The 26,060-nt window shown below is 40.9% G+C and carries 24 protein-coding genes and 2 tRNA genes; all 26 read left to right on the top strand.

Translation table 11 applies throughout. The features are described 5' to 3' along the window. The first annotated feature begins 10 nt into the window (after positions 1-10). Positions 11-1,630 carry a putative polysaccharide biosynthesis protein gene (locus tag EDD58_RS09515; RefSeq protein WP_131924866.1) on the top strand — a complete coding sequence of 540 codons (1,620 nt, stop codon included), beginning with the start codon at positions 11-13 and terminating at the stop codon, positions 1,628-1,630. Positions 1,631-1,642: 12 nt separating this feature from the next. Continuing rightward, on the top strand, positions 1,643-3,133 hold the full coding sequence (gene yabN, locus EDD58_RS09510) for a bifunctional methyltransferase/pyrophosphohydrolase YabN (RefSeq protein ID WP_131924863.1): 1,491 nt from the start codon (positions 1,643-1,645) through the stop codon (positions 3,131-3,133). Between the two features lie 144 nt (positions 3,134-3,277). Then, the gene (locus EDD58_RS09505) at positions 3,278-3,562 is read left to right on the top strand and encodes an RNA-binding S4 domain-containing protein (protein WP_131924861.1); all 285 of its coding nucleotides are present in this window, start codon (positions 3,278-3,280) and stop codon (positions 3,560-3,562) included. A gap of 41 nt (positions 3,563-3,603) precedes the next feature. After that, positions 3,604-3,900: a sporulation protein YabP gene (gene yabP / locus EDD58_RS09500; protein ID WP_131924858.1), complete on the top strand. Its 297-nt coding sequence runs from the start codon at positions 3,604-3,606 to the stop codon at positions 3,898-3,900. Between the two features lie 8 nt (positions 3,901-3,908). Then, positions 3,909-4,481: a spore cortex biosynthesis protein YabQ gene (yabQ, locus tag EDD58_RS09495; protein ID WP_131924855.1), complete on the top strand. Its 573-nt coding sequence runs from the start codon at positions 3,909-3,911 to the stop codon at positions 4,479-4,481. Between the two features lies 1 nt (position 4,482). Next, positions 4,483-4,863: an FtsB family cell division protein gene (locus tag EDD58_RS09490; RefSeq protein WP_165875912.1), complete on the top strand. Its 381-nt coding sequence runs from the start codon at positions 4,483-4,485 to the stop codon at positions 4,861-4,863. Between the two features lie 341 nt (positions 4,864-5,204). Further along, positions 5,205-5,280 (top strand) — tRNA-Met (locus EDD58_RS09485). Between the two features lie 4 nt (positions 5,281-5,284). Further along, a tRNA-Met gene (locus tag EDD58_RS09480) sits at positions 5,285-5,361 on the top strand. 99 nt (positions 5,362-5,460) lie between these two features. Then, positions 5,461-5,943: a ribonuclease FAU-1 family protein gene (locus tag EDD58_RS09475; protein ID WP_165875911.1), complete on the top strand. Its 483-nt coding sequence runs from the start codon at positions 5,461-5,463 to the stop codon at positions 5,941-5,943. Positions 5,944-6,257: 314 nt separating this feature from the next. Then, positions 6,258-8,726 carry a stage II sporulation protein E gene (gene spoIIE / locus EDD58_RS09470; protein ID WP_165875910.1) on the top strand — a complete coding sequence of 823 codons (2,469 nt, stop codon included), beginning with the start codon at positions 6,258-6,260 and terminating at the stop codon, positions 8,724-8,726. Between the two features lie 106 nt (positions 8,727-8,832). Then, a complete protein-coding gene (gene tilS / locus EDD58_RS09465) occupies positions 8,833-10,248 on the top strand; it encodes a tRNA lysidine(34) synthetase TilS (protein WP_131924841.1) in 1,416 nt (471 codons plus the stop codon). A 51-nt stretch (positions 10,249-10,299) separates the two neighbouring features. Next, positions 10,300-10,839 (top strand): hypoxanthine phosphoribosyltransferase, encoded by a 540-nt coding sequence (hpt, locus tag EDD58_RS09460; RefSeq protein WP_131924839.1) that lies wholly within the window; start codon positions 10,300-10,302, stop codon positions 10,837-10,839. A 68-nt stretch (positions 10,840-10,907) separates the two neighbouring features. Continuing rightward, a complete protein-coding gene (ftsH, locus tag EDD58_RS09455; RefSeq protein WP_131924836.1) occupies positions 10,908-12,965 on the top strand; it encodes an ATP-dependent zinc metalloprotease FtsH in 2,058 nt (685 codons plus the stop codon). A 179-nt stretch (positions 12,966-13,144) separates the two neighbouring features. Next, positions 13,145-13,912 (top strand): type III pantothenate kinase, encoded by a 768-nt coding sequence (locus EDD58_RS09450; protein ID WP_131925004.1) that lies wholly within the window; start codon positions 13,145-13,147, stop codon positions 13,910-13,912. Positions 13,913-14,047: 135 nt separating this feature from the next. Further along, entirely contained in the window at positions 14,048-14,920 is an 873-nt protein-coding gene (gene hslO, locus EDD58_RS09445) for an Hsp33 family molecular chaperone HslO (RefSeq protein WP_131924833.1), read from the top strand. A gap of 73 nt (positions 14,921-14,993) precedes the next feature. After that, on the top strand, positions 14,994-15,926 hold the full coding sequence (gene cysK / locus EDD58_RS09440) for a cysteine synthase A (RefSeq protein WP_131924831.1): 933 nt from the start codon (positions 14,994-14,996) through the stop codon (positions 15,924-15,926). Between the two features lie 589 nt (positions 15,927-16,515). Beyond that, positions 16,516-17,355: a dihydropteroate synthase gene (gene folP / locus EDD58_RS09435; RefSeq protein ID WP_131924828.1), complete on the top strand. Its 840-nt coding sequence runs from the start codon at positions 16,516-16,518 to the stop codon at positions 17,353-17,355. Continuing rightward, complete coding sequence (gene folB, locus EDD58_RS09430) at positions 17,355-17,714, top strand: dihydroneopterin aldolase (protein WP_131924825.1); 360 nt, start codon at positions 17,355-17,357, stop codon at positions 17,712-17,714. The genes folP and folB overlap by 1 nt, the downstream gene beginning before the upstream one ends. Before the next feature lie 5 nt (positions 17,715-17,719). Continuing rightward, on the top strand, positions 17,720-18,247 hold the full coding sequence (folK, locus tag EDD58_RS09425) for a 2-amino-4-hydroxy-6-hydroxymethyldihydropteridine diphosphokinase (protein ID WP_131925001.1): 528 nt from the start codon (positions 17,720-17,722) through the stop codon (positions 18,245-18,247). A gap of 246 nt (positions 18,248-18,493) precedes the next feature. Further along, positions 18,494-19,495: a tRNA dihydrouridine synthase DusB gene (dusB, locus tag EDD58_RS09420; protein WP_131924822.1), complete on the top strand. Its 1,002-nt coding sequence runs from the start codon at positions 18,494-18,496 to the stop codon at positions 19,493-19,495. A gap of 42 nt (positions 19,496-19,537) precedes the next feature. Continuing rightward, entirely contained in the window at positions 19,538-21,022 is a 1,485-nt protein-coding gene (gene lysS, locus EDD58_RS09415) for a lysine--tRNA ligase (RefSeq protein ID WP_131924819.1), read from the top strand. Between the two features lie 451 nt (positions 21,023-21,473). After that, positions 21,474-21,608 (top strand): hypothetical protein, encoded by a 135-nt coding sequence (locus tag EDD58_RS15270; protein WP_279389107.1) that lies wholly within the window; start codon positions 21,474-21,476, stop codon positions 21,606-21,608. A 79-nt stretch (positions 21,609-21,687) separates the two neighbouring features. After that, positions 21,688-21,831: a hypothetical protein gene (locus EDD58_RS14880; RefSeq protein WP_165875909.1), complete on the top strand. Its 144-nt coding sequence runs from the start codon at positions 21,688-21,690 to the stop codon at positions 21,829-21,831. Between the two features lie 447 nt (positions 21,832-22,278). Then, positions 22,279-22,908: a nucleotide exchange factor GrpE gene (locus EDD58_RS09410; RefSeq protein ID WP_131924816.1), complete on the top strand. Its 630-nt coding sequence runs from the start codon at positions 22,279-22,281 to the stop codon at positions 22,906-22,908. Positions 22,909-22,941: 33 nt separating this feature from the next. After that, positions 22,942-24,492, top strand: a complete 1,551-nt coding sequence (locus tag EDD58_RS09405) for an Hsp70 family protein (RefSeq protein WP_165875908.1) — start codon at positions 22,942-22,944, stop codon at positions 24,490-24,492. A 35-nt stretch (positions 24,493-24,527) separates the two neighbouring features. Further along, on the top strand, positions 24,528-26,051 hold the full coding sequence (locus EDD58_RS09400; RefSeq protein ID WP_131924810.1) for an Hsp70 family protein: 1,524 nt from the start codon (positions 24,528-24,530) through the stop codon (positions 26,049-26,051). Positions 26,052-26,060 lie beyond the last annotated feature (9 nt).

Here is a 26,060-nt window from a genome sequence, read left to right as displayed (position 1 = left end):
GGGGAAAATCATGGCACAAGATCAACAAACGTTTGTGAAAGGTACAGTGATCTTAGGGATTGCTGCTCTTATTACTAAAATTCTAGGTGCTGTGTATCGGATTCCTTATCAAAATATTACTGGGGATGATGGGATGTATGTGTATCAACAAGTATATCCCTTATACAGTACCCTTTTAATTTTGGCAACAGCTGGATTCCCCATAGCGATCTCGAAATTAGTTTCTGAGAAGGTGGCTGCTAATCAGGTTCAAGCCGCTCGAAAAATATTTCGTGTCTCTTCAGTGATGTTATTTTTTACAGGTTTTATCTTTTTTTTATTATTGTTTTTTGGAGCAGGTTCAATTGCTGGTTGGATGGGAAAACCAGAGTTATTAACCCTTCCCATTCAATCTGTTTCATTTGCTTTCTTAATCGTTCCGATGTTAGCCGCTTTTCGTGGCTATTTTCAGGGATATCAGAATATGATTCCTACGGCTACATCGCAAGTGGTTGAACAATTGATTCGAGTCACGACCATTTTGATAAGTGCATGGTATTTTATGGAGTTTGGCTATGGCGTTGTTTATGCAGGAGCAGGTGCTATCTTCGGTGCTGTGACTGGAGCTGTTGGCTCTTTCATCATTCTCCTTTATTTTAGAATGAAACAACGTTCTTCACTTCAACTTCAAACAACCACCGAGGACTTTGAGCCAGTTGAACACACGGGTAAAATTATCTCCCAGTTGATCGCTGTTTCACTACCCATTTGTCTGGGAGCATTGACACTTCCTCTCTTTTCACTTGTCGACTCTTTTACGGTTGCTAATTTATTAGAACAATGGGGTTGGGGTTCTGAAGCGATTAGTTTAAAAGGGGCTTATGACCGAGGTCAACCCTTGATTCAGTTTGCTGCATTTTTTGCAACGGCTATCTCTTTATCCATAGTGCCTGCGATTGCTGAAGCTAAAGCACAGCAAAGGGAAAAAGAAGCGGATGATCGGGCAACACTGGCTATTCGTTTCACTTATATCGTGGGGGTGCCAGCATCCATTGGGCTAGCCGTGGTAGCTTTACCTACCAATGTGATGTTATTTAAAGATGCAACAGGCTCTGAGGCCTTGATGCTCCTTGCTTTTACGACTCTCTTTTCTACGTTGGGAGCTGTTTCCACAGGGATTTTACAGGGAGCGGGACGACTCTATTTGCCTGCATGGAACTTATTGATTGGTGTGTTAGTTAAGTTGGGATTAAATCTATGGCTTATTCCGATCTGGGATATTCGAGGAGCCGCCATTGCGACTGTAGCAGCCTATGCAGTTGCTACGATTCTTAATTTATTTGCATTGTTAAAAGTAGTCAATTTATCAATTACCTTACGAGAAATCGGGAGGATTTGTATAGCGGTGGTTTGGATGGCGATCGTCACCTTCGCTTCTGTCTGGTTGATTCAAAAGATGACTGTACCATTCCTGTCTTACCGCCCAGCTATGGCTGTTACATCGTTGGTCTCTGTGGCAGTGGGAGGAATCATTTATTTTTGGTCTTTGTTTTACTTGGGGATATTAACAAGAGAAGATATAGAGAAGGTGCCTAAACTACAAGCTAAATTATTACCGATTTTAGAGAAATGGCGTTTACTTCGTTCATAGGGGTGGGTAAAAATGAAAGAGGCGAAAAATAAAATTGTCATTGTGGGTCTAGGTTCAGGTGACGAAGATGCCTTGCCACTTGGCACATTAAAGTTATTCAAACAACATACATCGATTTGGTTGCGTACTGAAAAACACCCTGTAGTTTCATGGTTACGAAACGAGGGGGTATCGTTCCAAACGTTTGACTCTGTCTATCAGAACCATTCTAACTTCGCAGCTGTCTATCGGGAAATCGCAGATCGTTTGTTTCAGATCGCAGAAAAGGAACCGATATTGATCTATGCCGTTCCAGGTCATCCAATGGTTGCCGAAAAAGCAGTACAAATTCTTTTAGCAGAAGGAGAGCAACAGGGGATCGAGATTGAGGTTCGTGGTGGAGGTAGTTTTTTGGATACTGCCTTTGCTCGACTCGGTTTTGATCCGATCGAAGGATTTCAACTGGTAGATGCTTCTGAATTACATGGGGATCGAATTGACCCACGTGTACATATATTAGTGGGTCAAGTATATGATCGACTAGTAGCTTCAGAATTAAAGTTATCATTGATGGATGCTTACCCTGAGGACCATCCCATTCAACTGGCTACAGGACTAGGAGTTCCAACACTGGAGAGAATCGAATCTCTTCCGCTCTATGAACTAGATCATCGGGATGACTTTACAGATCTGACATCTGTCTATGTTCCTCCAGTGCAACAGGAACAAGATTTGTATGGTCGCTTTGATTTTCTTACACAAGTGATTGCTCATCTGAGAAGTCCAGAGGGTTGTCCTTGGGATCGAAAACAAACACATGAAAGTTTACGTCCTTACCTGATTGAAGAGACGTATGAATTTTTAGAGGCTGTCGCCGATCAAGATGTAGAAGCAATGGCGGATGAATTGGGAGATGTTTTACTCCAAGTGATGTTACATTCGCAAATTGCAAGCGAAGAAGGTACTTTTGATATCTATGAAGTGATTGAGAGACTGACAGATAAAATGATCCGTCGTCACCCACATGTATTTGGAGATCAAGTGGCTGAAACTGCCGAAGATGTAAAACAAAAGTGGGAACAGATCAAGAAAAAAGAGCGTTCTGATCAAGCGATTTCCCCTTCATCTGAATTAGACCAGATTCCCAAAGGCTTACCTGCTATTTTAAAGGCGTATGAGCTTAGTAAGAAAGCAGCTAAAATGGGCTTTGATTGGGATCGAACGGAAGAAGTAGTAGAAAAGGTAGAAGAAGAGCTACAGGAATTAATGGCGGCACAGACTGATGAAGAGCGGGAAGATGAGTTGGGTGACCTCCTCTTTGTTCTGATTGGTTCTTTATCACGTTTTATGAAGGTCCATCCTGAATTAGCCTTGATTCGATCCATTCGTAAATTTGAAGGACGCTTTCGATATGTCGAAGAACAAGCTATGCAAAGTGGGAGGTCATTTAATGATTACTCCATGGAGAAACTAGATACTTGGTGGAATGAAGCGAAGAAGTTAGAAGCTGAAAGTGATGATTAAGGAATAATTATTAATTCCTATAGAGAGCTGGAATTCTATTAGAAAATGAACTTGGAGGATTCCTTAGCAGGAATTTAAGAGGAAACCCCGAAATCAATAGTCTAAGTGATCAATAGGGCAACAAATAGAAAAGTGGTGAACGGATTGAGACTTGATAAATTTCTAAAAGTGTCTCGGTTGATTAAACGCCGAACATTAGCTAAAGAAGTATGTGACCAAGGTCGGGTGCAGATCAATAAAAAAGTAGCTAAAGCAGGGACGGTTGTTAGTGTGGGCGATGAGATTACGATTCGTTTTGGAAATAAAGTCGTTGTAGCACGTGTGGAGAGATTATCTGAAACGGTGAAGAAAGAAGATGCTGGTGGCATGTTTACTATTTTGAAGGAAGAGTACGTCAAGCAAGGGGAATCCTTTAGTTCTAACTGTTAGGCTTTGTCCATATCATGTACCAAGGGAGGAGGTACATGATGATGGTTGAAGAGACTGTATCTAATCAAAACAATCAACATGAAATTATACTAACAAACCGAAATTCACTTGAAGTTACAGGCGTTGTTAGTGTGGAGAGTTTTGATAGTGAAGAGTTTTTACTCCAAACCGAATATGGGTTTTTAGGGATTCGGGGACAGGAGTTACATATAAAGAGCTTAGATCTAGATCAAGGTCGTGTTGCGATCGAAGGTCATTTTATAGATTTTAGCTATTTGGATCTGTCCATGCCTCGAACAGAAAAAACAAAAAATTTACTGGGTAGGTTGTTTCGGTGACGCTCCAAATGCAGTGGATCACAATGGCGCTGATGCTGAGTTCGGGACTGTTGTTAGGAGTGATTTTAGATACCTATCGAGTATTAAAAACGCGTTTTCGACTTCGAGGCTGGGTTGTTTCACTGATTGATCTTTTGTATTGGACTGTTTCAGCTGCTTTAGTTTTTAGTTTACTAATGTGGAGTAATTGGGGAGAGCTAAGGTTTTATATATTCGTAGCCATTTGTACGGGACTCTTTCTATATTATCAATGGCTTAGTAGACAGGTGATTCAAGGGATTCGCTGGATCGTATCTGTGATTGAAAAATTGATCTTGGGAATTTTGAGGGTCATCCAGACTTTCATCTGGCTACCTCTCATCCAAATTTGTCGTTGGGTGATTCAGTTACTCAAGTGGTTATGGAGTCTGTTGTTCGTTCTAGGGAAAGTATCTTTGAAAATTTTTATTCCATTCAAGTGGCTATTCCGTCCTTTCTATCATTGGTTATCTCCTTGGATGACACCATTGATTGGCGGTTTAAAAAAGTTTTTCTATAAGATTCGAACGTTGTGGGTAAAGTTTCGTAAAAAGGATGAGTAATATGCCTGTTCACCATCAAGCGGATAAAATTCTTCGTTTTCGTCAAGGAGCCTCACAAGCCAATCCTGTTCTTGAAAAAAAGAGAACAAAAAAGCCTAAATTACATCCATCGGTTCGACGTCGGCGCTTGATTTGGCTTGTGAGTATGGTTGTTTTTGTAGGTTGGGCTTGTATTCAAATGATTATCCAACAGTTTCAAATCTGGGATCAACAAGAGCAACTGACTTTGAAGCAAGAAGAATTAGTCGTTGTGCAAAAAGAAACCATTGGTTTAAAAGAGGCTATTCAAAAATTGAAAAGTGAAGATTATCTATTGGAGCTTGCACATCGACTTGGTTACAGCAAACCAGGTGAGCAAAATTATATCATCGAAGGCAATTAGATAACATCTTCCATCCATATGGATCGAAGATGTTTTTTATTCTAGCAAACAAGATGTTCATTATTCGGATCAGGTGTAGGAGTATGGTGAATGGGCAACACTGAAATCAGAGTCATCTCAATCTGACTATGCTCATTGACAACAACCATATCTCAATTTACAGTAGTGTTGAGTGATCACTACATGAAAGTTTGGTTTTGATAAGGATTCCCTGGCGTTTCAAATCAAAAAACAACATGTGAAAATAGCTTATAATTTTTTTAGTAAAATCTATTGACTTAACTATCCTATCTGTATATAATAATATTTGTTGGCGACGACAAGAGTTAAATAATCAATGACGCGGGGTGGAGCAGTCGGTAGCTCGTCGGGCTCATAACCCGAAGGTCGCAGGTTCAAGTCCTGCCCCCGCAACCATCTTGGCGGTGTAGCTCAGTTGGCTAGAGCGTACGGTTCATACCCGTAAGGTCGGGGGTTCGAGGCCCTCCGCCGCTACCATATAGAGGAGAAGGCGACAGGAGTCCTTTGTAGGACACAGATTCGCCTTTTTTTTATGCATTTGACGAAAGAATGGCTTTAAGGGTGGGGAGTGGTTGTGTGAATGTTATCATTAAAAAAATTAAGTTTACAACGATAAATAAAACTTATAATGAACTGGTTCGCGATTGGCGAGGTCGTCATTGTTTTGCTACCCAATATCCCAATCCTGATGGGAAAAGAATTTTCCTCACCTACTATTTTGTAAAGAAGGGATATACGATCTCCAAAGTATTTACTCGATCGGGAGAATTTCTCTACTATTACTGTGATGTGATGGAGATGCATCAGGTTGGTCGATTACGATATGTGATGGTAGACCTTTTGTTTGATTTAATTATCCACTCAGATGGACATTACCAATTGATTGATATAGATGAGTTTGCTGACTCTGTAGAAAAAGGAAAGTTGAAACGAAGGCAGCAAGTTCACGCATTACGGACATTGGATACGATGATCCGGTTACAAACAGAACATAAGATGATTCCTCCTTTTATCCATGAGGCAACCATGTTTCCACTTGATGCCTCATCTCACCGTTAATTTTTATTATTCATGGATGAGTGTCCAAGTTGTTTTTTAAAAAATGGTATCGAATAGGAACTTTTGTCACACGGACCCTTAATTTCCTCATATCTTGACAAGCCTAGACGAAAAGAGAAGTGCGTCCCCAACCAGGAGTGGGGACGCACTTCTCTTTTTTTTACAACGATTTGGGCTTGTTTGACTGATGAGATCATGATTGATTGCTTTTAAAAAAATGTCGGAAAAAACTTTTATGGAATCAGCCTTTTTGACAAACTTTCTGTTTGCACCTCGCTATAATGGGTCACAAAATGAGAAATGGGGTGGCGGTCATGCAAGAAACCGTTCAAAAAGGAAAGTGGTTAGGTTGGATGAAGAAAAAGCAGCCCACTTGGAACACGATTCGCCAAAGACGTTGGTTTGATCAAATGATTTATAAATGGAATCTTCCAGTGATTGGGATGGGTTTCTTATTAGGAAGGGCTACGATCCTAGATAGTGTCTCGCCGTTTGCAATCGCCTATTTAGCTGTTATTTTTCATCTGGCTCGTAAACAGTGGTTGGCAGTTATGGGGAGCTTAATTTTGGGAGCCGTGACCGTAAACACCCAACATGCGATTCATATTGCGGTAGCTCTTATTTGCGTATTATTTATGCAAAAAGTTTTTCAATGGATGGGGAAAGGTCAGATTAGTTATGCCCCTTTTGTAGTGGGATTAAGCAGTGGCGTGGCCCACCTATTACGAATCAGTGACTATCAAACATTTGATTGGTACCAAGGACTTTTGATTGGTGTAGATCTCATACTTAGTTTTATTTTAACGTTTATCTTTGTCCATTCGCTCCCCATTTTCACGGTTCGAAAAAAACGAATCTCTCTACGACATGAAGAGATTGTTTGCTTAGTTATTTTAGTTGGCTCTGTGTTAACTGGGGCTATGGGTATGACTGTTGGTGATTTATCGGTTGCCCATGTCCTATCACGTTATTTCATATTGGTTCTTGCCTTAGTTGGTGGTGGGTTATTGGGATCTTCGATGGGGGTCGTCACTGGATTGATCTTAAGTCTTTCCAATCCAGAAGCCATTCTACAAATCAGTTTGCTTGCATTTGCTGGATTGTTGGCTGGTTTATTTAAAGAGGGACGACGAATTGGAGTTTCGATCGGGTTTATGTTAGGATCAGTGATCTTAACCCTTTATGATGGTGGAACATCTGCAGTCTGGATGTCTTCCAAAGAGTCTTTGATCGCCATTGCATTTTTTATGATCACACCTGGATTATTGTTCCAGATGATAGAAAGGTATATACCAGGCACATTAGAAAATCAAAACGCTCAGCAAGAATATATCAAGCGATTACGTGATGTAACAGCTGCTAAAGTTGAGCAATTTAGAGAACTTTTTCAAGAATTATCATTTAGCTTCCGCGAGGATCCAGGTAAGCATCGACAAGAAGATGAAGATCAAGTGGAACAGATCTTATCACAAGTCATCTCCCAATCGTGTCAGGGTTGCCGAAAATATGAAGCTTGTTGGGAACAAAATGTGATGAAAACCTATCAAGGAATGACTGATTTAATGGCTTTGGTTGAAACGGATGGAAAATCGCAACCCGTTTCAGCTCCGCCTTTATGGGAGAATTATTGTGTACGACCCAATCAGGTGATCGAATCGATTCAAGAACAGTATCTAGATCTCGAGCAACATATTTTTTGGAGAGAGAAGATGAAAGAGTCACGTCGTCTCGTCTCGGATCAATTAGCAGGTATGGCGGAGGTGATGTCTAAGTTAGCAGGGGAAATTAGACATGAGACACAGGTGTTATCTGCACAGGAAGAACAGATTCATGAGTCTCTAGAAGAGCTTGGTTTATCTATTACTCGAGTAGATATCATCAACCTAGAAGAGGGAAAAGTAGAAATTGAAGTGGTGATGCCTCACCGAGATGGCTTAGATGAGTGTAGGAAATTGGTGGCTCCTTTATTGACAGAGATTTTAGGTGAACCGATCCAAGTTTTTCGGAAAGTTGTCACAGATGGCTCTCCATCAGCGACGATCACCTTAGGTTCTGCACAACGATTTGAATTAAAAACAGGTGCAGCTACAGCTGCTAAAGGAGGAGGATTCGTATCGGGTGATAGCTACTGTTATATGAATCTGGGTACAGGTAAATATGCCGTAGCTCTTAGTGATGGGATGGGGAATGGAAAGCGTGCGCAGGATGAGAGTAATGCCGCTTTAAAACTACTTCGTCGTTTGCTCCAGTCAGGGATGAGCGAAGATCGAACAGTTGATACAGTGAATTCGATTCTTAGCTTACGGACAGCTGATGAGATGTTTGCTACGGTTGATCTAGCAATGGTTGATTTAAATACAGCCCATGGCCGATTTATGAAAGTGGGTTCGACCCCAGGATTTATCAAAAGGGGCAATCAAGTGCACATGGTCTCAGCAGCTAATCCACCGATTGGGATCTTAAAGGAGATTGATATTGACCCGATTGAGATGCAATTGGAACCAGGTGATCTTGTCATTATGATGACAGATGGAATTTATGATGCTCCACGTCATACGCAAAATAAAGATGCTTTTATTAAGCGTATGATTACAGAGATTGACACGAAAGACCCTCAAGACTTTGCGGATCTCTTGTTAGAGAAAGTAGTTCGACACCGTGAAGGAAATATTGGAGATGATATGACTGTTGTTGTATCTAAAGTAGAACGACATGCACCTGAGTGGTCTACGATTCGACTTCCAGGTGTTCATCGGATCGAGCGTTCCCAACCAGCGATTTGAAGTTTGATTCTTGTTGTTAAAAGGAATAAGATTATGTTGGGAGAAATCTATAGATTTTGTGATCCCGGAGCGACTGCCGGGTTTTTATTTTTAAGGGGCTGAGCAGGTGTTTCTCGAGCAATTGAAGCAACAAATTGAACAGCAACAATTATTTAATCATGGTGAGAAACTATTAGTAGCCGTATCCGGCGGTCCTGATTCAATGGCGCTTCTGTATGGATTACATCAATTAAGCAGGCAAAATGATTGGAAGTTGTTTGTAGTTCACGTCAATCATCAGTTACGAGGAGCTGACAGTGAGCAGGATGAAGAGTATGTTTGTCGAAAATGTAAAGACTGGAATATCCCTTATGCCGTTGATCGAATCGATGTGGTGAAACAGGTTCAGCAAACGGGAGAAAATAAACAGGCTGTTTCAAGGAAATTACGGTATGAATCGTTTCTTCAAGTAGCTAAAAAATGGGATATACATACTTGCGTTTTGGCTCATCATGCAGATGATCAAGTGGAAACGGTTTTGATGCGCCTGATTCGGGGAACAGGAGTTCAAGGATTAACAGGAATACAGCAAGTTCGACATTGGCGTGGTCTTCGGCTCGTTCGTCCCCTCTTACACGTATCTCGAGAAATGATTGAAAATTATTGTGAACAAGAATTTCTCGAACCACGTATGGATCTAAGTAATTTATCTACCGAATATACTAGAAATCGTGTCCGTTTAGAACTTATACCTTTATTAAAGTCTTATAATCCTCAGATGAAGCAATCAATCTTACAACTGAGCGATCTGGTCAGAGATGAAGAGGAAGTTTGGGATGATCTTGTACAAAAATCATTATCAGAAATTCTCTTGAAAAAGGAAAAGGATTACATAACAATTGCTTTGACACCTTTTCTTCAACTCCCTGTTGCTTTACAACGACGAACAGTTAAACTAATATTAAATTGTTATTTAAGGCAAGGAGTTCATGAGGCAACCCTCGAATCTGTTGAACAAGTTCGATATGTCGCGGCTCATAACCATCCTTCAGTTACTGTACATCTTCCGGGAGACTGGGTTGCACAGAAAGAGTATCAAGTACTGCATCTTCAAAAGAAAACAAAGGGAAAACGTGTATCTGCTTCGAAAAGTGTCCATGATAAAATCTCTCTTTCGATACCGGGTGTGACTTCACTAGAGGGGTTATTGGGTAAAATAGAAGTAATCGTTTCCAATAAGGCGCTTTCTGAGATAGATTCCTGTTGTGATTGGGCTGTTTTCGATGCTGAGCAACTACTAGACAGATTATATGTACGATCTCGTCAACCTGGGGATCGTATGACGTGTATAGGTATGGATGGAACGAAGAAGCTAAAGAACTTATTTATGGAAGCCAAGATTCCGCGTCAACATCGTCATGTTCACCCAGTAGTCCTTTCAGGAGAGACGATCATCTGGGTGCCGGGAATCCGACGCTCAAAGGATGCACAAATCACGTCTAAAACGAAGTCCTATTTAACCATGCGTTGGATTGTGGAATGATCACAGTTGCCTTTACTTATAATAGTGAGATCTCATCTTAGGAGGCTGCCCATGCATCACGAAATGAAGGAAATACTTTTCACAGAAGCGGAGATTCAAAAAAAAGTTGAAGAGTTAGGAAAAGGTTTGACAGAGGAGTATAAAGATCTGAATCCTCTTTGTATCTGTATCTTAAAAGGGGCTTTACCATTTATGGCAGATCTTATTCGAAAAATAGACACTCCTTTAGGGATCGACTTTATGGCAGTATCAAGCTATGGTTCCTCTACGCAATCATCTGGAGTTGTCCGGATTTTAAAAGATTTGGATACAACGGTCGAAGGACGCCATGTTTTGATTGTCGAAGATATTATTGATACAGGTCTTACCCTCAGTTATATCATCGATTTACTCAAAGGAAGAAAAGCCGCATCTGTCAAAGTTGTTACCTTACTCAATAAGCCTGAACGTCGGACAGTTGGATTAAAGCCAGATTATTGTGGTTTTACGATTCCTGATGATTTTGTAGTAGGATATGGGCTTGACTATGATGAAAAATACAGAAACCTCCCTTATATCGGCGTTCTTAAGGAAGAGGTATACCGTTCATAGTTTGGTCTATTGTTAGTCAAAGAAAGACTATGATACAATGAAAAAAGTGGACTGAGAGGAGGCTAGGGATGAAAAACTTCTTCCTCAGGAACGGAGTACTATATCTAATCCTCATCCTGGTAACCCTTGGCGTAATCAATATGGTCGCCAATACAGCTGAAGGTACGACTGACCTCAAATACAATGAGTATGTCGCCAAGCTTAAAAATAAAGAGTTGTCCGACATAGTTGTTCGTCCGGATGGTGGTACTTATTATATTGAGGGTACAATAACAAGCGAAAAAAATAAAAAATTTGTTACACACGGTCTATATAGTGAAGAAACAACGATTCGTGATCTTAAAGACGCAGGTGTAGCATACAGAGTTGAACCACAGAAGAGTGATTCAATCTGGTTAACTGTCTTTACATCCATTGTGCCTTTTGTGATTATTATTCTTCTATTCTTTTTCTTGCTCAATCAAGCACAAGGCGGCGGTAGTCGTGTGATGAACTTTGGGAAGAGCAAAGCTAAGTTATACAACGAAGAGAAGAAGAGGGTCACCTTTGATGATGTAGCAGGTGCTGATGAAGAGAAAGCTGAACTTGTAGAAATCGTCGATTTCCTAAAAGATAATCGCCGTTTCGCTTCGATCGGTGCAAGAATTCCTAAAGGGGTTTTACTTGTAGGACCTCCAGGTACAGGGAAAACATTACTTGCTCGTGCCGTTGCGGGTGAAGCAAAAGTTCCGTTTTTCTCCATTAGTGGTTCCGATTTTGTTGAAATGTTTGTAGGTGTGGGTGCGTCCCGTGTTCGTGACTTATTTGAACAAGCGAAGAAAAATGCACCATGTATTATCTTTATTGATGAAATTGACGCTGTTGGTCGTCAGCGGGGGGCTGGCTTAGGCGGAGGTCATGATGAGCGTGAACAAACATTGAACCAGTTATTGGTGGAAATGGATGGATTTGATGCAAACGCTGGTATTATCATGATCGCAGCTACCAACCGCCCTGACATTTTAGACCCTGCGTTACTTCGTCCAGGTCGTTTTGACCGTCAAATTTTAGTGAATCGTCCAGATGTCAAAGGACGTGAAGCTGTACTAAAAGTTCACGCACGTAATAAACCGCTTGCTGATGATGTGAAGTTGAGTGTAGTAGCTCAACGCACCACTGGCTTTTCTGGTGCTGACCTTGAAAACCTATTAAACGAGGCGGCCTTATTAGCTGCTCGTGGGAACAAGAAGGTCATTACGATGGAAGAGGTCGATGAAGCGATTGACCGCGTCATTGCCGGACCACAGAAAAAGAGCCGTGTAATCAGTGAAAAAGAGCGTAATATCGTTGCTTATCATGAAGCAGGTCATGTGATTACTGGTTTCTATCTGGAAAATGCTGATGTGGTTCACAAAGTTACGATCGTACCAAGAGGTCAAGCCGGCGGATATGCGATGATGTTACCAAAAGAAGACCGCTATTTAGCCACTAAGAGCGAGCTCTTAGATCGAGTAACAGGTCTTCTAGGTGGTCGTGTAGCCGAAGAGATTATTTTTGGTGAGATTAGTACAGGAGCTAGCAATGACTTTGAAAAGGCGACTGGAATTGTTCGGGCGATGATTACCGAATACGGAATGAGTGATAAGTTAGCCACCATGTTGTTCGGACGATCGCAAGGACAGGTTTTCCTTGGCAGAGACTTAGGACATGAACAAAATTACAGTGATCAAGTTGCTTACGAGATCGATATGGAAATGCAAGAGATGATCCGTGATTGCTACAATCGTGCGAAAAACTTGCTACTCGAGCGTCGTGATCAACTGGAGCTTTTAGCTCAAACATTGCTTGTTCGAGAGACGTTGGATGAAGAGCAAATTAAACAATTGCTCGAAACAGGGAAAATTGTAGATCCTCCGAAAGATGTGAAAGTGAACATCCAAGGAAAGGATGAGTCAAACACTGAAGCGAAGGAAGAGGAAAACAGTGAAAGTCAACCTTCAACTTCAGATCTTCCAACTATTTCATCTAAACCAGAAACTCTACCTACGGAAGCACCTAAATCAGAATCAGTAGAAGCAACTGATCAAAAAGCAGACGAAGAACCTAAGCAAGAAGACTCTGACTCTGATAAAAAGAAACCTGAATAAGCATAAAAAAGAGGCGTTCTCTAACGTCTCTTTTTTTCTTTGGAGGGAATCAGTAATCATTTCCTTATTGATTTTACTGTTCTTCGGATAAAAGTTTTCTTGTAACAAAAGATTAAAGGTTGATATGATAAACATGATTCATCAGAAAAGTAGGTGGCAAGATGTCGCACAAAAAAAGCATTTTACTCGTGATGGATGTAGGAAATACTAATATCGTACTTGGCTGTTATGAGCAGGATCATCTATACCATCACTGGCGGATCAAAACAGATCGAAATGCGACGGATGATGAGTATGGAATGAAGCTTTCCAACTTGCTCCAACATGTAGGACTAGAGATTCATGAAATCTCTGGTGTCATTATCTCATCTGTTGTTCCTCCGCTAACGAATGTATTGCGTCGAATGATAGAGAAATATTTTCATCAAACTCCACTGGTTTTAGGTCCAGGAGTAAAAACAGGATTAAATATTCAAGTGGAAAATCCACGTGAGGTGGGAGCGGACCGAATCGCAAATGCTGTTGCAGCGATTGAGATTTATGGTGCTCCTCTGATCATTGTCGACTTTGGAACTGCGACTACCTTTTGCTGTGTTGATGAACAAGGGAGCTATTTAGGTGGAGCGATCACTCCAGGTGTGACCATCTCATCAGAAGCTCTTTATCAACGAGCAGCAAAATTAACACGAGTAGAAATTGTAAAGCCTGAGCAGGTGATTGGTAGAAATACGATCTTAGCTGTACAGTCTGGGATTTACTATGGTTATGTAGGATTGGTGGATGGGATCGTATCACGCATGAAAGAACAATTTAGTAAACGCCCCACAGTCATCGCTACAGGTGGATTGGCACCTCTTCTATGTATGGAGGCAAAAACGATTGATGATGTCAACTCCAATTTGACTCTCGAAGGTTTAAAGGTGATCTACGAGCGAAACCAAAAATAGTGGATTGTTTGAATCAATCATGTCGATTACCAATGTTTTATGTATAGAGGGGAAATTCCTAGCTGAAATGGGGGTTTCCTTTTTGTTTGCAAAGATCGATACTACTGACCCAATATAATGAGGAGGAAATATAGTATGAGCGATTATGTAGTTCGTGCAATCTCTGCAGATAAACAGGTAAGGGGTTTTGCTACTACAACCACACACTTAGTACAGGAGTTACAACGGAGACATACCACCTTTCCAGTAGCAAGTGCTGCACTAGGGAGAACAGCTACCATGGGAGCGATGATGGGGCTTACTTTAAAAGAGGAACATCATCATCTTACCATTCATGTGCGTGGAGATGGTCCTTTAGGACAGATGATGGTAGATGCAGATGGGAAAGGAAATGTTAGAGGTTATGTAGAGCATCCAGAAGTCTTACTTCCTCTGAATCAAAAAGGAAAGCTCGATGTGGCTACAGCTGTAGGACAAGGATCTATCTACATAGTTAAAGATGTAGGTTTACAGGAACCTTCTCGAGGAACATCTCCCATCATATCTGGAGAATTAGCTGAAGACTTTACCTATTACTTTACAACCTCAGAACAGACTCCTTCATCAGTCGGATTAGGTGTTCTTGTCAATCGTGACCAAATTTTAACGGCTGGGGGCTATTTTGTCCAAGTTTTACCAGATGCATCTGATGAGACAATTGGAAGACTAGAGGAAAGGATCAGTTCCATTACTTCAATTACAAATCTTTTACAAGAAGGGATCACTCCTGAAGCCTTGCTACAACAGATTATGGGAAATGATATAGATGTTCTAGAGCGAAAATCTATTCAATTTCAATGTCATTGTTCAAGGGATAAGGTTAGATCGATGTTAAAAGGGCTGGGGGATAAAGAGATTCAATCCATAATCGAAGACTTGGGTCAAGCAGAAGTGACCTGTCATTTTTGTAATGAGCAATATGTATTTAATCGAACAGAACTACAGGAACTAATTGTAGAAAATAATTGACAATTCCTTTTATAGATTGATATGATAAAGCCATTAAATCCTACTCGATTACTCGGAATAGGGAGGCCTATACATGAGAGTAGCTAATCACATTCTAGATTTAATCGGACAAACACCGATCGTCCGACTGAATAGAATCGTTGGAAAGTCAGATGCAGATATTTATTTGAAGCTGGAGTTTTTTAATCCAGGAGGTAGTGTAAAAGACCGAATCGCCCTCAGCATGATTGAAGAAGCAGAGAAACGAGGTGAATTAAAACCGGGTGATACCATTTTAGAGCCAACAAGTGGGAACACTGGAATTGGTCTGGCGATGGTGGCTGCTGCTAAAGGATATCGAGCGATTCTAGTTATGCCTGAGACGATGAGCATTGAACGTCGTAATTTGTTACGTGCGTATGGGGCAGAATTAGTTCTCACACCAGGTGCTGAAGGAATGAAAGGTGCGATTGATAAAGCAGAAGCTATGGCCAAAGAATACCCCAATTATTTTATGCCTCAGCAGTTTAAAAATAGTGATAATGTAAAAGTCCATATTGAAACAACAGCATTGGAAATTCTTGAACAAATGGATGGAAAATTGGATGGGTTTGTAGCTGGTGTAGGCACAGGTGGTACGATCACAGGTGTAGGAGAAGTTCTTAAACAAAAAATTCCCCATTTACATGTAGTAGCTGTTGAGCCTGCGACCTCTCCCGTTTTGTCTGGAGGACAACCAGGTAAACATGGGATTCAAGGAATCGGTGCAGGATTTGTTCCTACCATTTTAAATACAGATGTCTATGATGAAATTATGAAGATCGAAGATGAAGAGGCCTTCAAATGGGCACGTCGTATGGCTAAAGAAGAAGGAGTATTAGGAGGAATCTCTTCAGGGGCCGCAGTCTCTGCTGCGATCCAACTGGCTCGACGTTTAGGAGCAGGTAAAAAAGTGTTAGCAGTGATTCCAAGTAATGGTGAACGTTATCTTACTACTCCTTTATATCATTTCGATGAAAAAGAATAAAATTAATCTCCGCCATCCCAAATACCATGGGGTGGCTTTTTATTTTAGGAGGGTTCTACTCCCCCCTATATTTTGGGATGAAGATTTATTTTCCATGTGTTAAAATAATGTGATTAGAAGTGATGAATAGATGTTTATTGAACATTATGATGGATTTACTTATAATAGAGCTCAATATCTACGTGAGAAGAAAAGAGTTTTGATATTTTGGCGATATTGAGTGAGTAAATCGTTGATAGATAAAAGTGTAAACTGATAATAATGAAATTCTTTCCCCGCTTCTCGCTACTGATGGCTATTTGCTCCTAACTATTCGATTCATGCGAAGGGAAAAATGACTTTTCACCATGAGACATTTTCTTTTGATACCCGAATTTTTTTCTTTCTATGAAGTCCATGGTTGGGGACTTTTTTATAAATGGAAGTAAAGTGATGCATATATGGCTATGATGTCTGATAGATTAACTTTTTTAGCCTCGTGTTTCAAGGAGCCGTCTGTTAGTTTATATAACATATGAAGGCACCTCCTTTTATGGAAATTGGACATGATGATATAACGAATTTACTGGTGCATGGAGGCACACAATCAATGAGTAAATCTTATCTACAAATAGGTAAATATCAATTTCCTCGGCACGGTCGGACGTTAGTGATGGGAATTCTCAATGTAACCCCTGACTCGTTCTCGGATGGAGGAAGATATCATCAGCTTGATTTAGCAGTAGAGCATGCAAGAAAGTTGCAGGCTGATGGAGCGGATTTGATCGACATCGGTGGTGAGTCGACTCGCCCTACTTCGACACCAGTTTCTTTGGAAGAGGAATTAGAGCGAGTGATTCCAGTCGTGGAGAGGGTAGCGCAGGAAGTGGATCTTCCGATTTCTGTTGATACCTATAAGGCTGAAGTAGCAAGACAAGCAATCATTGCGGGTGCACATGTAATTAATGATATCTGGGGGGCTAAATACGACCCTGATATGGCATCTGTAGTTGCACAGTATGATGTTCCCATCGTATTGATGCATAATCGAAAAGAGGCTAAGTATCAGTCACTGATGAAAGATCTATTGAACGACTTAGAAGAGTCGGTCCAGATTGTACAGGAAGCAGGAGTACAAGAAGAACGAATTATTATAGATCCTGGAATTGGATTTGCTAAAAGTTATGAACAAAATCTAACAGTAATGAGGCATCTTCATCAATTGGTTGAGTTAGGATATCCGGTCCTATTGGGGACTTCGCGCAAATCGATGATTGGAAAGACCTTGGATTTGCCTCCTGATGAACGATTGGAAGGAACAGCTGCAACGGTAGCTTTTGGTGTTGCACAAGGATGTTCAATCGTTCGAGTCCATGATGTGAAAGAAATTGTTCGTGTTTGTCGGATGATGGATGCAATGTTATTTGGTGGATCTTTGGAGGCGAAGTGATGGACAAGATCTTTTTCAATCATATGTACTTTTACGCCTATCATGGTGCATTCCCCGAGGAGAACAGATTGGGGCAACGATTCATGGTCGATTTGGAGCTAGGGCTTGATCTATGTCCCGCAGGGCGGTCTGATGATCTCAAGCAAACAGTCAACTATGCTGAGATCTATCAAACAGTCAAAGAAGAAGTAGAAGGGACTCAGGTGAAACTTGTTGAAACTCTAGCTGAACGAATTGCTGACAAGTGTTTGAGTCAATACCCGATTGAAGAAATCATGGTTCGGGTGACGAAGCCTGATCCACCGATTCCAGGTCATTATCAAGCGGTAGGTGTAGAAATTCGAAGGAGTCGGACATGAGTCGAATTGTAACTGCTTATTTAGGGTTGGGAGCTAATCTAGGTGATCCACTCTCTCAGCTTCAACAGGCGATTGAATCTATCCATTATACCCATGGCATTTGTGTTACACGCATTTCATCTGTGTACAAGACGGCTCCAGTCGGATATGAAGACCAACCTTCTTTTTATAATATGGTCGTTGAAGTTCATACCACATTGTCCCCCTTTCAGCTACTTTCTTCACTATTACAGATTGAGAAGAAAATGCATCGGGTACGAGAGGTGCGTTGGGGACCTAGAACGATTGACATCGATATATTACTTTATGATCAACGAATCATCCAGCATGACGATTTGCAAATTCCTCATCCACGGATGATAGAACGAGCATTTGTAATGGTTCCGCTTGCAGAACTTAACTCTGAAATCATGATTCCAGACTCGGATCAGACTGTAGGACATCGGGCGGCTCAGTTGCAAGTAGAGCAAGAAATTAGGTTGCTCCCATCCAAGCTGCAGTTTCATTCCAATTACTCGTTTTTATCCACTTAAATCACTTAAACGAATGGTATCGACTTCATAACAATTAGGAACTCGACTTGAGCCATACAACCTGAATAAACTGGTAGTCAGGTGGCTTGATTCAAAGAACTTAGCAAAGGAGATATTTCTCCGACAAACGACTTTTGTGGATCAGCTACAAGAGTGAGACAGAGAAATAGAGATAGTGACCTAATAGAATCTGGATCTATATGTGACTGAAAATGCTCATATAGAGTTAGAAGGGAGGATATAAACATGCTTAAAATCGGCGAGATTCAAATGGAAAATCAAGTGGTTTTGGCCCCTATGGCAGGTGTATGTAACCCTGCATTCCGCTTAATTGCGAAAGAGTTTGGAACAGGCTTGGTCTGTGCAGAGATGGTAAGTGATAAAGCGATTTTACATGGAAATAAGCGGACACAGGAAATGTTATTTGTTGATGAACGGGAAAAGCCGCTCAGCTTACAAATTTTTGGTGGGGACAAAGAAAATTTGGTCGAGGCTGCTAAAGTTGTCGATCAGCAAACCAATGCGGATATTATTGATATTAATATGGGGTGTCCAGTACCCAAGGTGACCCGTTGTGATGCAGGTGCAAAATGGTTGCTGGACCCTAATAAGATTGAGGAAATGGTTTCAGCTGTCGTTCAAGTGGTTTCAAAGCCAGTCACTGTAAAGATGCGGATCGGTTGGGATGAAGAGCATATCTATGCTGTTGATAATGCGAAAGCGGTTGAGCGTTCGGGTGGTAAAGCTGTTTCCGTCCATGGTCGGACACGAGTTCAGATGTATAAAGGGAAAGCAGACTGGGAGATCATCCGGCAAGTGAAAGAGGCTGTTGATATTCCTGTGATTGGCAATGGGGATGTATTTACTCCTGAAGATGCCAAACGGATGTTAGAGACTACAGGGTGCGATGGTGTCATGATTGGTCGGGCCGCTTTGGGCAATCCGTGGATGTTGTATCGAACTGTTCAATATTTGACTACAGGCGAACTCTTACCAGAGCCGAGCGCTCAAGAGAAAATGAAGATTGCTCTTTTACACATGGACCGTCTGATTGCTCTTCGTGGAGAACGAGTGGCTGTACGGGAAATGCGTAAACATGCTGCATGGTATTTAAAAGGTTTAAAAGGAGCTTCTCGGATAAAAGATCAGATTAATGCTGAGGAAACCCGTGATGGTATGGCTCAGTTATTACTAGGCTTTGCGGAACAGTATGATGATTCTTCTACTGATCAAGCTCGAGCCGTGTGATCATTGGCTGACCTATTGTAAATGAAGGAGTGAAAATAAGGCATGACAAATGAACCAGTAAACGAATTACTACAGGTACGGCGTGATAAATTAGATGAACTTCGCCAACGGGGAATTGATCCATTTGGACAAAAATTTGTTCGTAGCCATACAGCACAAGAAATCTTGTCCAAATATGAACCGTTTGGTAAAGAAGAATTAGATGACATGGCTGAACCTGTAACAATCGCAGGTCGGTTGATGACAAAAAGAGTTCAGGGGAAAGCTTCTTTTGCCCATATTCAAGACCGATCGGGAAAAATTCAAATCTATGTACGGAAAGATCGAGTTGGAGAAGAACAATATGAGACTTTTCACTCCTCTGATATCGGTGACTACATTGGAATCTCAGGTGTTGTTTTTAAAACCAAGCGTGGAGAGGTGAGTGTAAAAGCGGATCAAGTCACTTTCCTTAGTAAATCTTTGCGTCCACTACCAGAGAAGTATCATGGCTTAAAAGATGTTGAACAAAGATATCGAAAACGTTACCTTGATCTAATTATGAACCCTGAAGTGAAAGATACTTTTATCACTCGGAGCCGAATTATTGCAAGTATCCGTCGCTACTTAGATCAACAAGGATTTTTGGAAGTAGAAACCCCAACCATGCATCCAATTGCTGGTGGAGCCGAGGCACGTCCTTTTATCACCCATCATAATGCATTAGATATGACTCTTTATATGCGAATCGCGCTCGAACTTCACCTCAAACGCTTAATTATTGGTGGAATCGAGAAAGTATATGAGATCGGACGCGTATACAGAAATGAGGGAATTTCAACACGTCATAACCCTGAGTTTACCATGTTGGAACTGTATGAGGCTTATGCGGATTTCCATGATATTATGGATCTCACAGAGAATATCGTTTCTCACGCAGCGCAAGAAGTCTTAGGAACGACCCAGATCAACTACCAAGGTGAAGAGATTGATCTTTCACCTGGTTGGACACGGAAATCGATGACGGATCTGATTCAAGAACACTGTGGCATTGACTTTACTCAACAGATGAGTGATGAGGAAGCTCGTTCTTTGGCTAAAGAGCATGGGGTTGAGGTGGCAGAAACCATGAGCTTCGGACATGTAGTTAATGAGTTCTTTGAGCAAAAAATCGAAGCAACATTAATTCAACCTACTTTTGTGTATGGTCATCCTGTAGCCATTTCCCCACTGGCAAAAAAGAATCAGGAAGATCCTCGTTTTACGGATCGATTTGAGTTGTTTATCGTTGGTCGTGAGCATGCAAATGCTTTTACTGAGCTGAATGATCCCATTGATCAGCGGGAGCGCTTCGAATCACAAGTAAAAGAAAGGGCTCAAGGCAACGATGAAGCACATCCAATGGATGAAGATTTCATCGAGGCGTTAGAGTATGGCATGCCACCAACTGGTGGGTTAGGCATTGGGATTGATCGATTGGTCATGTTGTTGACCAACAGTTCTTCCATTCGTGATGTCCTCCTTTTCCCTCATATGCGAGAAGTGTAACTAAACTCATTTGTATCTATGTTGATGTTACAAATTTGTTAAAAAAATGAACGAGTTATCCACAAGTTATACACAAAGGATGCTTTTCTTGTGCATAACTTGTTGAAAATGCGGTGTTGCTTTTGGGCATCACTGCATTTTTTATCTTATGTTATAGATTTGGGAACGACTTTTGTGTATGATTTCGGCAAAATTTAGCTTTAAAAATATTGAGATCGAAAGCTGTTACTGTGCCCCTTCACCCATTAATATCAAGTAATTCGATGTAAAGCGTTTTCAACAATGAGCAGTAGGGAAAAGGGTCATCGACCCGAACTTGAAAAATGTAGGAGGGAAATAGCAAATCTTGTATAATTTTTTAAAAGGTATAAAATGTTATTTTTCATCTATTATGAGTCCGTTTTTAATCAAAAACTTGGTTAACTAAATCGGTTGATTAGGAGGAGAACCGATGAATTCATTGACGTGTAGTCGTTGTGACGAAGAGACGAATCGCCCTTGGTTTCATAACGGAAAGCTTTATTGCCCTTCCTGTTATGAAGAAGTAAGATTGGAAGATTATCAAGTTGAAAACGAGCATGAATAGTTAAGCTGATCTTTAGTTGGGGAACTCAATCAAATGGAGTCATGCTCGCACGGAAATGAGGTCTCATGATGTACAAAGAATGGGATCTCTTTTTCTATACTCTAATATTGGATTGCAGGTGATGAGCATACTCCATAAGATCGCAGTTGTAGCGGTTTTATTAATGAAATTAGGTGAATCTACATCTTTACGATTAGTAAATATTGCTTGTTTTCCAACATAAAACAGACTATAATTGCCCTGAGGTAATGTTGGAAGTTGAGCAGCATTCTTCCAATTTTAGGTTTGAAAAATCACCCTAATTGTTCCGATTTTCCCCATCAGAAAGATTCGTATCATTCAATGAACAAAGGTAGACAGAAAACGGGACAACCTTTGCGCATTACACTTCGCCAAGTTTTCAACTCTATTTTTCCTTCGTGTTTGAACTAGCTAGTTGAGAGGATTTATATCTGTAACATTACTTTTGGGAAAGATATTATGAAGATAACAAGATAAATGTGATTTCTTCTTCCCTATATACTTGCGACACTCTTTCATTTACTAGTAAAATTATATAAGAGGTATTGACAGATATATATTCCATGGCATCTTATGAATCAATGTTCATAAGTACTAATAGTTTTACTTTGCTAGGTTTCATTTTTTAAACAGATCAGGAGGTAAAGCTATGAAACCCAGGAAGGAGAACCAAAGAACTACGGAGCAGAGTCAGCCATTCTCTTTTACTGATACTCGTCTTCAGTTAGGGAAAGACCGTGGTGCGCTAAGAGAGGTTCGACAAGACAGTCTACCCCAAGTGGTACAGCAAGAAAACACACAGGTTGTATCTATGTTGAATAACCTACAATCTAACTTTTCTTCTCTGGTTCAAGTGGTGTCGAGTCGGTTGAGTTACGATAAAACCAAAGAAGCAGCTTTTGACCGCTTGTATCAAGAGATGGAAGAGTTAAAACAAGATCAGGAACTGAATCAACTTCGTCCATTGTACATTGATCTCATCTTGCATTTTGATCGAATGGAGAGTATCTATCGCCATGGATCCGTATCACCAGAGCTTACTGAGATTTTGAAGACATTAAGTGGCGAATTGATCGAGATTTTATATCGTCGTGGAGTCGAGCCTCTTTATACCACTTCTGAATTCTTTGATCCTAAGACCCAGAAAGCTATAAAAGTTGAACCAACCAATAATCTAGCAGAAGATAATCGAATCGTAGATATTGTTCGTCACGGGTTTAGATTAAAAGAACTAATCTTACGCCCAACAGAAGTTATCATTAAAAAGTACCAGCCGTAAAAGTTGTGTGGAAGTCGAAAGGAGTGCGTTCCATTGAGTCATGACTTAGTTGTAGGAATCGATTTGGGGACAACCTTTTCGGCTATTGCCTATATCAATTCATATGGGAAATCTGAAATCATCCCCAATCGAGAAGGCGAACGAACCACGCCTTCCATGATCTTCTTTGAGCACGATGGAACACCTGTAGTGGGCAGAGAGGCTCGTAATTTAGCCATGACTGATCCTACACGAGTCGTACAATTTTTAAAACGGGAAATGGGGAATCCCTCTTACCGTTTTAATATAGACGGTCGTGATTATTTCCCTGAGGATTTATCTGCGATGTTGCTAAAGAAATTAAAAAATGATGCAGAAGAGTATCTGGGGAAAGAAATCAAAAAAGTGGTGATCAGTGTTCCTGCTTACTTCAAAGATGCGCAACGTGAATGCACCAAACAGGCCGGTCAAATCGCCGGTCTTGAGGTATTGAGGATCATCAATGAACCAACAGCAGCAGCTCTTGCGTATGGAATGGGTCGAAGTGAACACTCCAAACAATATGTGATGGTATATGATTTTGGAGGGGGAACCTTTGATGTTACCTTGATGAAAATCAATGGTAATCGATTTGAGATTTTGGCTACCATTGGGGACTCTCATCTGGGTGGAAAAGATGTTGATGAAGGTATTGTTAATTATTTGGCTCAAGAATTTATCGATACATATGGAATCGATTTACGGAAAGATCGTCGTTCAAGGCAAGATTTGTGGGATAAAGCAGAAATTGCGAAGAGAGATCTCTCTTTTCGCAATCAACTGGCTCTCACATTAGTCCACAAAGACCAGGCTTTACGTGTAGACTTGGATCGACAATCTTTTGGTGAATTAATTCATGATGTGGTCACAAAAACTGAAGACTACATGAATAAAGTATTAGAGGCAACTCAACTAGAATGGAAAGATGTAGATACCATTCTCCTTGCTGGAGGCTCAAGCCGAATCCCTGTAGTTCAGGACATGATTAAACGGGTAACAGGTAAAGAGGCAGCCCGTACTCTTAATCCTGACGAATGTGTAGCGATGGGAGCAGCCATTCAATCATTCATCTTGACAGAAGATGAATGTGAGAACCGGGTGAGTAATGAGTTAACTGATACCTTAAAACGACTCGTTATTAAAGATATTGCTTCTCATAGTTTAGGTGTCAAAGCTCTTACTGCTGATCAATCAAGTTTTGTGAATAGCATTATCATTCCTCGTTATACAACACTCCCAGTGGAACGTACTCGTTATTATGCTACCAGTGAAGATAATCAACAAAAGGTCGAGATCGAAGTTCTACAGGGAGAACATGAAGATCCTAACTCTCCAGAGATAGATTTAATTGGTCGAGTGCAAATTACAGACTTACCGCCTCACAAGGCTGGAGAATTAGTGATCGAAGTCACTTTGAAATATGACCTTAACGGTGTGATTGAAGTGGTCGCAACAGAACAAAAAAGTGGAAAAGTGATTCGTGAAGTGGTTATGCAAAAGTCTGGAAGTTTATCAAAAGAAATTATCGAAGAGAGAAAACAACTATTAGACTTATTACGTCTATAAAAAAGTGGTTGAGAGGAATAAAGGAGTGAATTGTGATGGGCAGAGTCGTAGGGATCGACCTGGGGACCACTTACTCAGCGATCGCTATTGTCAATAAATACGGGAAACCGGAAATTTTGACTAACCGTGAAGGAGAGAGAATTACCCCCTCTGTCGTTCTATTTGATGGAGAAGATCCCATCGTTGGTAGCATAGCAAAACGTTCGGCGGTCGCAAGTCCTTTTAATGTGATTCAGTTTGTGAAAAGGCAACTTGGAGATAAAGCGTGGAAATTTCGTACAGAGAATGCTGAAGCATATACACCAGAAGAAATTTCTGCCATGATCTTAAGACGTTTAAAAGAAGATGCGGAAACCCTTTTGGGCGAAAAAATTGATGATGCAGTTGTTACAGTGCCTGCTTATTTTGATGACGCTCAACGAAAAGCAACTCAGGATGCAGGGAGAATTGCTGGTTTAAATGTTTTACGTATTATCAATGAGCCTACAGCGGCTGCACTGGCGTATGGTTTGGATAAATTGGATCAAGAGCAAACGATTTTGGTTTATGACTTGGGTGGTGGAACGTTTGATGTGACCATCATGCAATTGAGTCCAATGGGATTACGTGTACTCTCCACAGGTGGTGCTAAAAACCTAGGTGGTTTTGATTGGGATAACACAATTATGAGTTATCTTAATGAAGAGTTTAAGAAACAAGGTGGCATTGACCTCCTCGATGATCCTATGTTAGAACAAGATTTACGAGATAAGTCTGAAATTGCAAAGAAAACCTTATCTTCCCGGGAACGTACCAATGTTTTCTTGTCTGCCAATGGATTAAACGTCTCGGTCACCTTAACTAGGGAGAAGTTTGAAGAGTTGACCGCTAGCTTGCTTCACCAGACTCAGAAAATCATGGAGTTTGTCCTTGAGGATGCCAATCTGGAGTGGAATGAGATTGACCGTGTTTTAATGGTTGGAGGTTCCACACGCATGCGAATGGTTCCAGAAATGATTGAACGGGTTACAGGGATTAAACCATCCTTAGATGTGAACCCGGATGAAGTAGTATCGATGGGAGCAGCTATTCAAGGAACCATCCTTCACTTGAAAGAAGGAAAGGTTGACATGCATCTGAGTCAAGCATTTCCCATCGTAGAAGTACAAGATGTAAACTCCCACAGTATGGGGGTCGTGGCACTCAACGATCAGGGAGAAGAAGTCAACTCCATTGTTCTCAAAAAAGATACTGTGATCCCAAGTAAGGTGAGCGGTCATTATACCACAACAGTGGATCAACAAAGTAAACTTCACATTCAAGTGACTGAGGGAGAAGACTCAGAACTAGAATATGTGAAAATCGTGGGTGAAGGAATGATCGATTTACCTGAATACCCCAAAGGTGCACCGCTGGAAGTGATTTTCGAATACGATAGTGATGGAATTATTCATGTATCAGTGATTGATTCCAATACAGAAACCTTACTAGGTGAACTGGATATTGAACGGAAGTCAAACCTCACGGAAGAAGAAGTGAAAGAAAAACAAATTCGTGTTGGTAAGTTAGCGATCAGCTAAAAACTGACA

Source organism: Hazenella coriacea (assembly GCF_004341825.1).
In the GTDB taxonomy this organism is placed as follows: domain Bacteria; phylum Bacillota; class Bacilli; order Thermoactinomycetales; family Thermoactinomycetaceae; genus Hazenella; species Hazenella coriacea.
The sequence above is the reverse complement of the archived record's forward strand: the minus strand, read 5'-3'. Positions and strand labels throughout refer to the sequence as shown.

What these genes read in the sequence shown, in the direction of transcription:
- yabP (WP_131924858.1), top strand. Translation starts at nt 3,604, where the DNA reads ATGGTTGAAGAGACTGTATCTAATCAAAACAATCAACATGAAATTATA.
- EDD58_RS14880 (WP_165875909.1), top strand. Translation starts at nt 21,688, where the DNA reads ATGGGATCTCTTTTTCTATACTCTAATATTGGATTGCAGGTGATGAGC.
- yabN (WP_131924863.1), top strand. Translation starts at nt 1,643, where the DNA reads ATGAAAGAGGCGAAAAATAAAATTGTCATTGTGGGTCTAGGTTCAGGT.
- EDD58_RS09515 (WP_131924866.1), top strand. Translation starts at nt 11, where the DNA reads ATGGCACAAGATCAACAAACGTTTGTGAAAGGTACAGTGATCTTAGGG.
- EDD58_RS09490 (WP_165875912.1), top strand. Translation starts at nt 4,483, where the DNA reads ATGCCTGTTCACCATCAAGCGGATAAAATTCTTCGTTTTCGTCAAGGA.
- spoIIE (WP_165875910.1), top strand. Translation starts at nt 6,258, where the DNA reads ATGCAAGAAACCGTTCAAAAAGGAAAGTGGTTAGGTTGGATGAAGAAA.
- yabQ (WP_131924855.1), top strand. Translation starts at nt 3,909, where the DNA reads ATGCAGTGGATCACAATGGCGCTGATGCTGAGTTCGGGACTGTTGTTA.
- lysS (WP_131924819.1), top strand. Translation starts at nt 19,538, where the DNA reads ATGACAAATGAACCAGTAAACGAATTACTACAGGTACGGCGTGATAAA.
- EDD58_RS15270 (WP_279389107.1), top strand. Translation starts at nt 21,474, where the DNA reads ATGAATTCATTGACGTGTAGTCGTTGTGACGAAGAGACGAATCGCCCT.
- dusB (WP_131924822.1), top strand. Translation starts at nt 18,494, where the DNA reads ATGCTTAAAATCGGCGAGATTCAAATGGAAAATCAAGTGGTTTTGGCC.
- cysK (WP_131924831.1), top strand. Translation starts at nt 14,994, where the DNA reads ATGAGAGTAGCTAATCACATTCTAGATTTAATCGGACAAACACCGATC.
- hslO (WP_131924833.1), top strand. Translation starts at nt 14,048, where the DNA reads ATGAGCGATTATGTAGTTCGTGCAATCTCTGCAGATAAACAGGTAAGG.
- EDD58_RS09400 (WP_131924810.1), top strand. Translation starts at nt 24,528, where the DNA reads ATGGGCAGAGTCGTAGGGATCGACCTGGGGACCACTTACTCAGCGATC.
- folB (WP_131924825.1), top strand. Translation starts at nt 17,355, where the DNA reads ATGGACAAGATCTTTTTCAATCATATGTACTTTTACGCCTATCATGGT.
- hpt (WP_131924839.1), top strand. Translation starts at nt 10,300, where the DNA reads ATGCATCACGAAATGAAGGAAATACTTTTCACAGAAGCGGAGATTCAA.
- folP (WP_131924828.1), top strand. Translation starts at nt 16,516, where the DNA reads ATGAGTAAATCTTATCTACAAATAGGTAAATATCAATTTCCTCGGCAC.
- ftsH (WP_131924836.1), top strand. Translation starts at nt 10,908, where the DNA reads ATGAAAAACTTCTTCCTCAGGAACGGAGTACTATATCTAATCCTCATC.
- EDD58_RS09410 (WP_131924816.1), top strand. Translation starts at nt 22,279, where the DNA reads ATGAAACCCAGGAAGGAGAACCAAAGAACTACGGAGCAGAGTCAGCCA.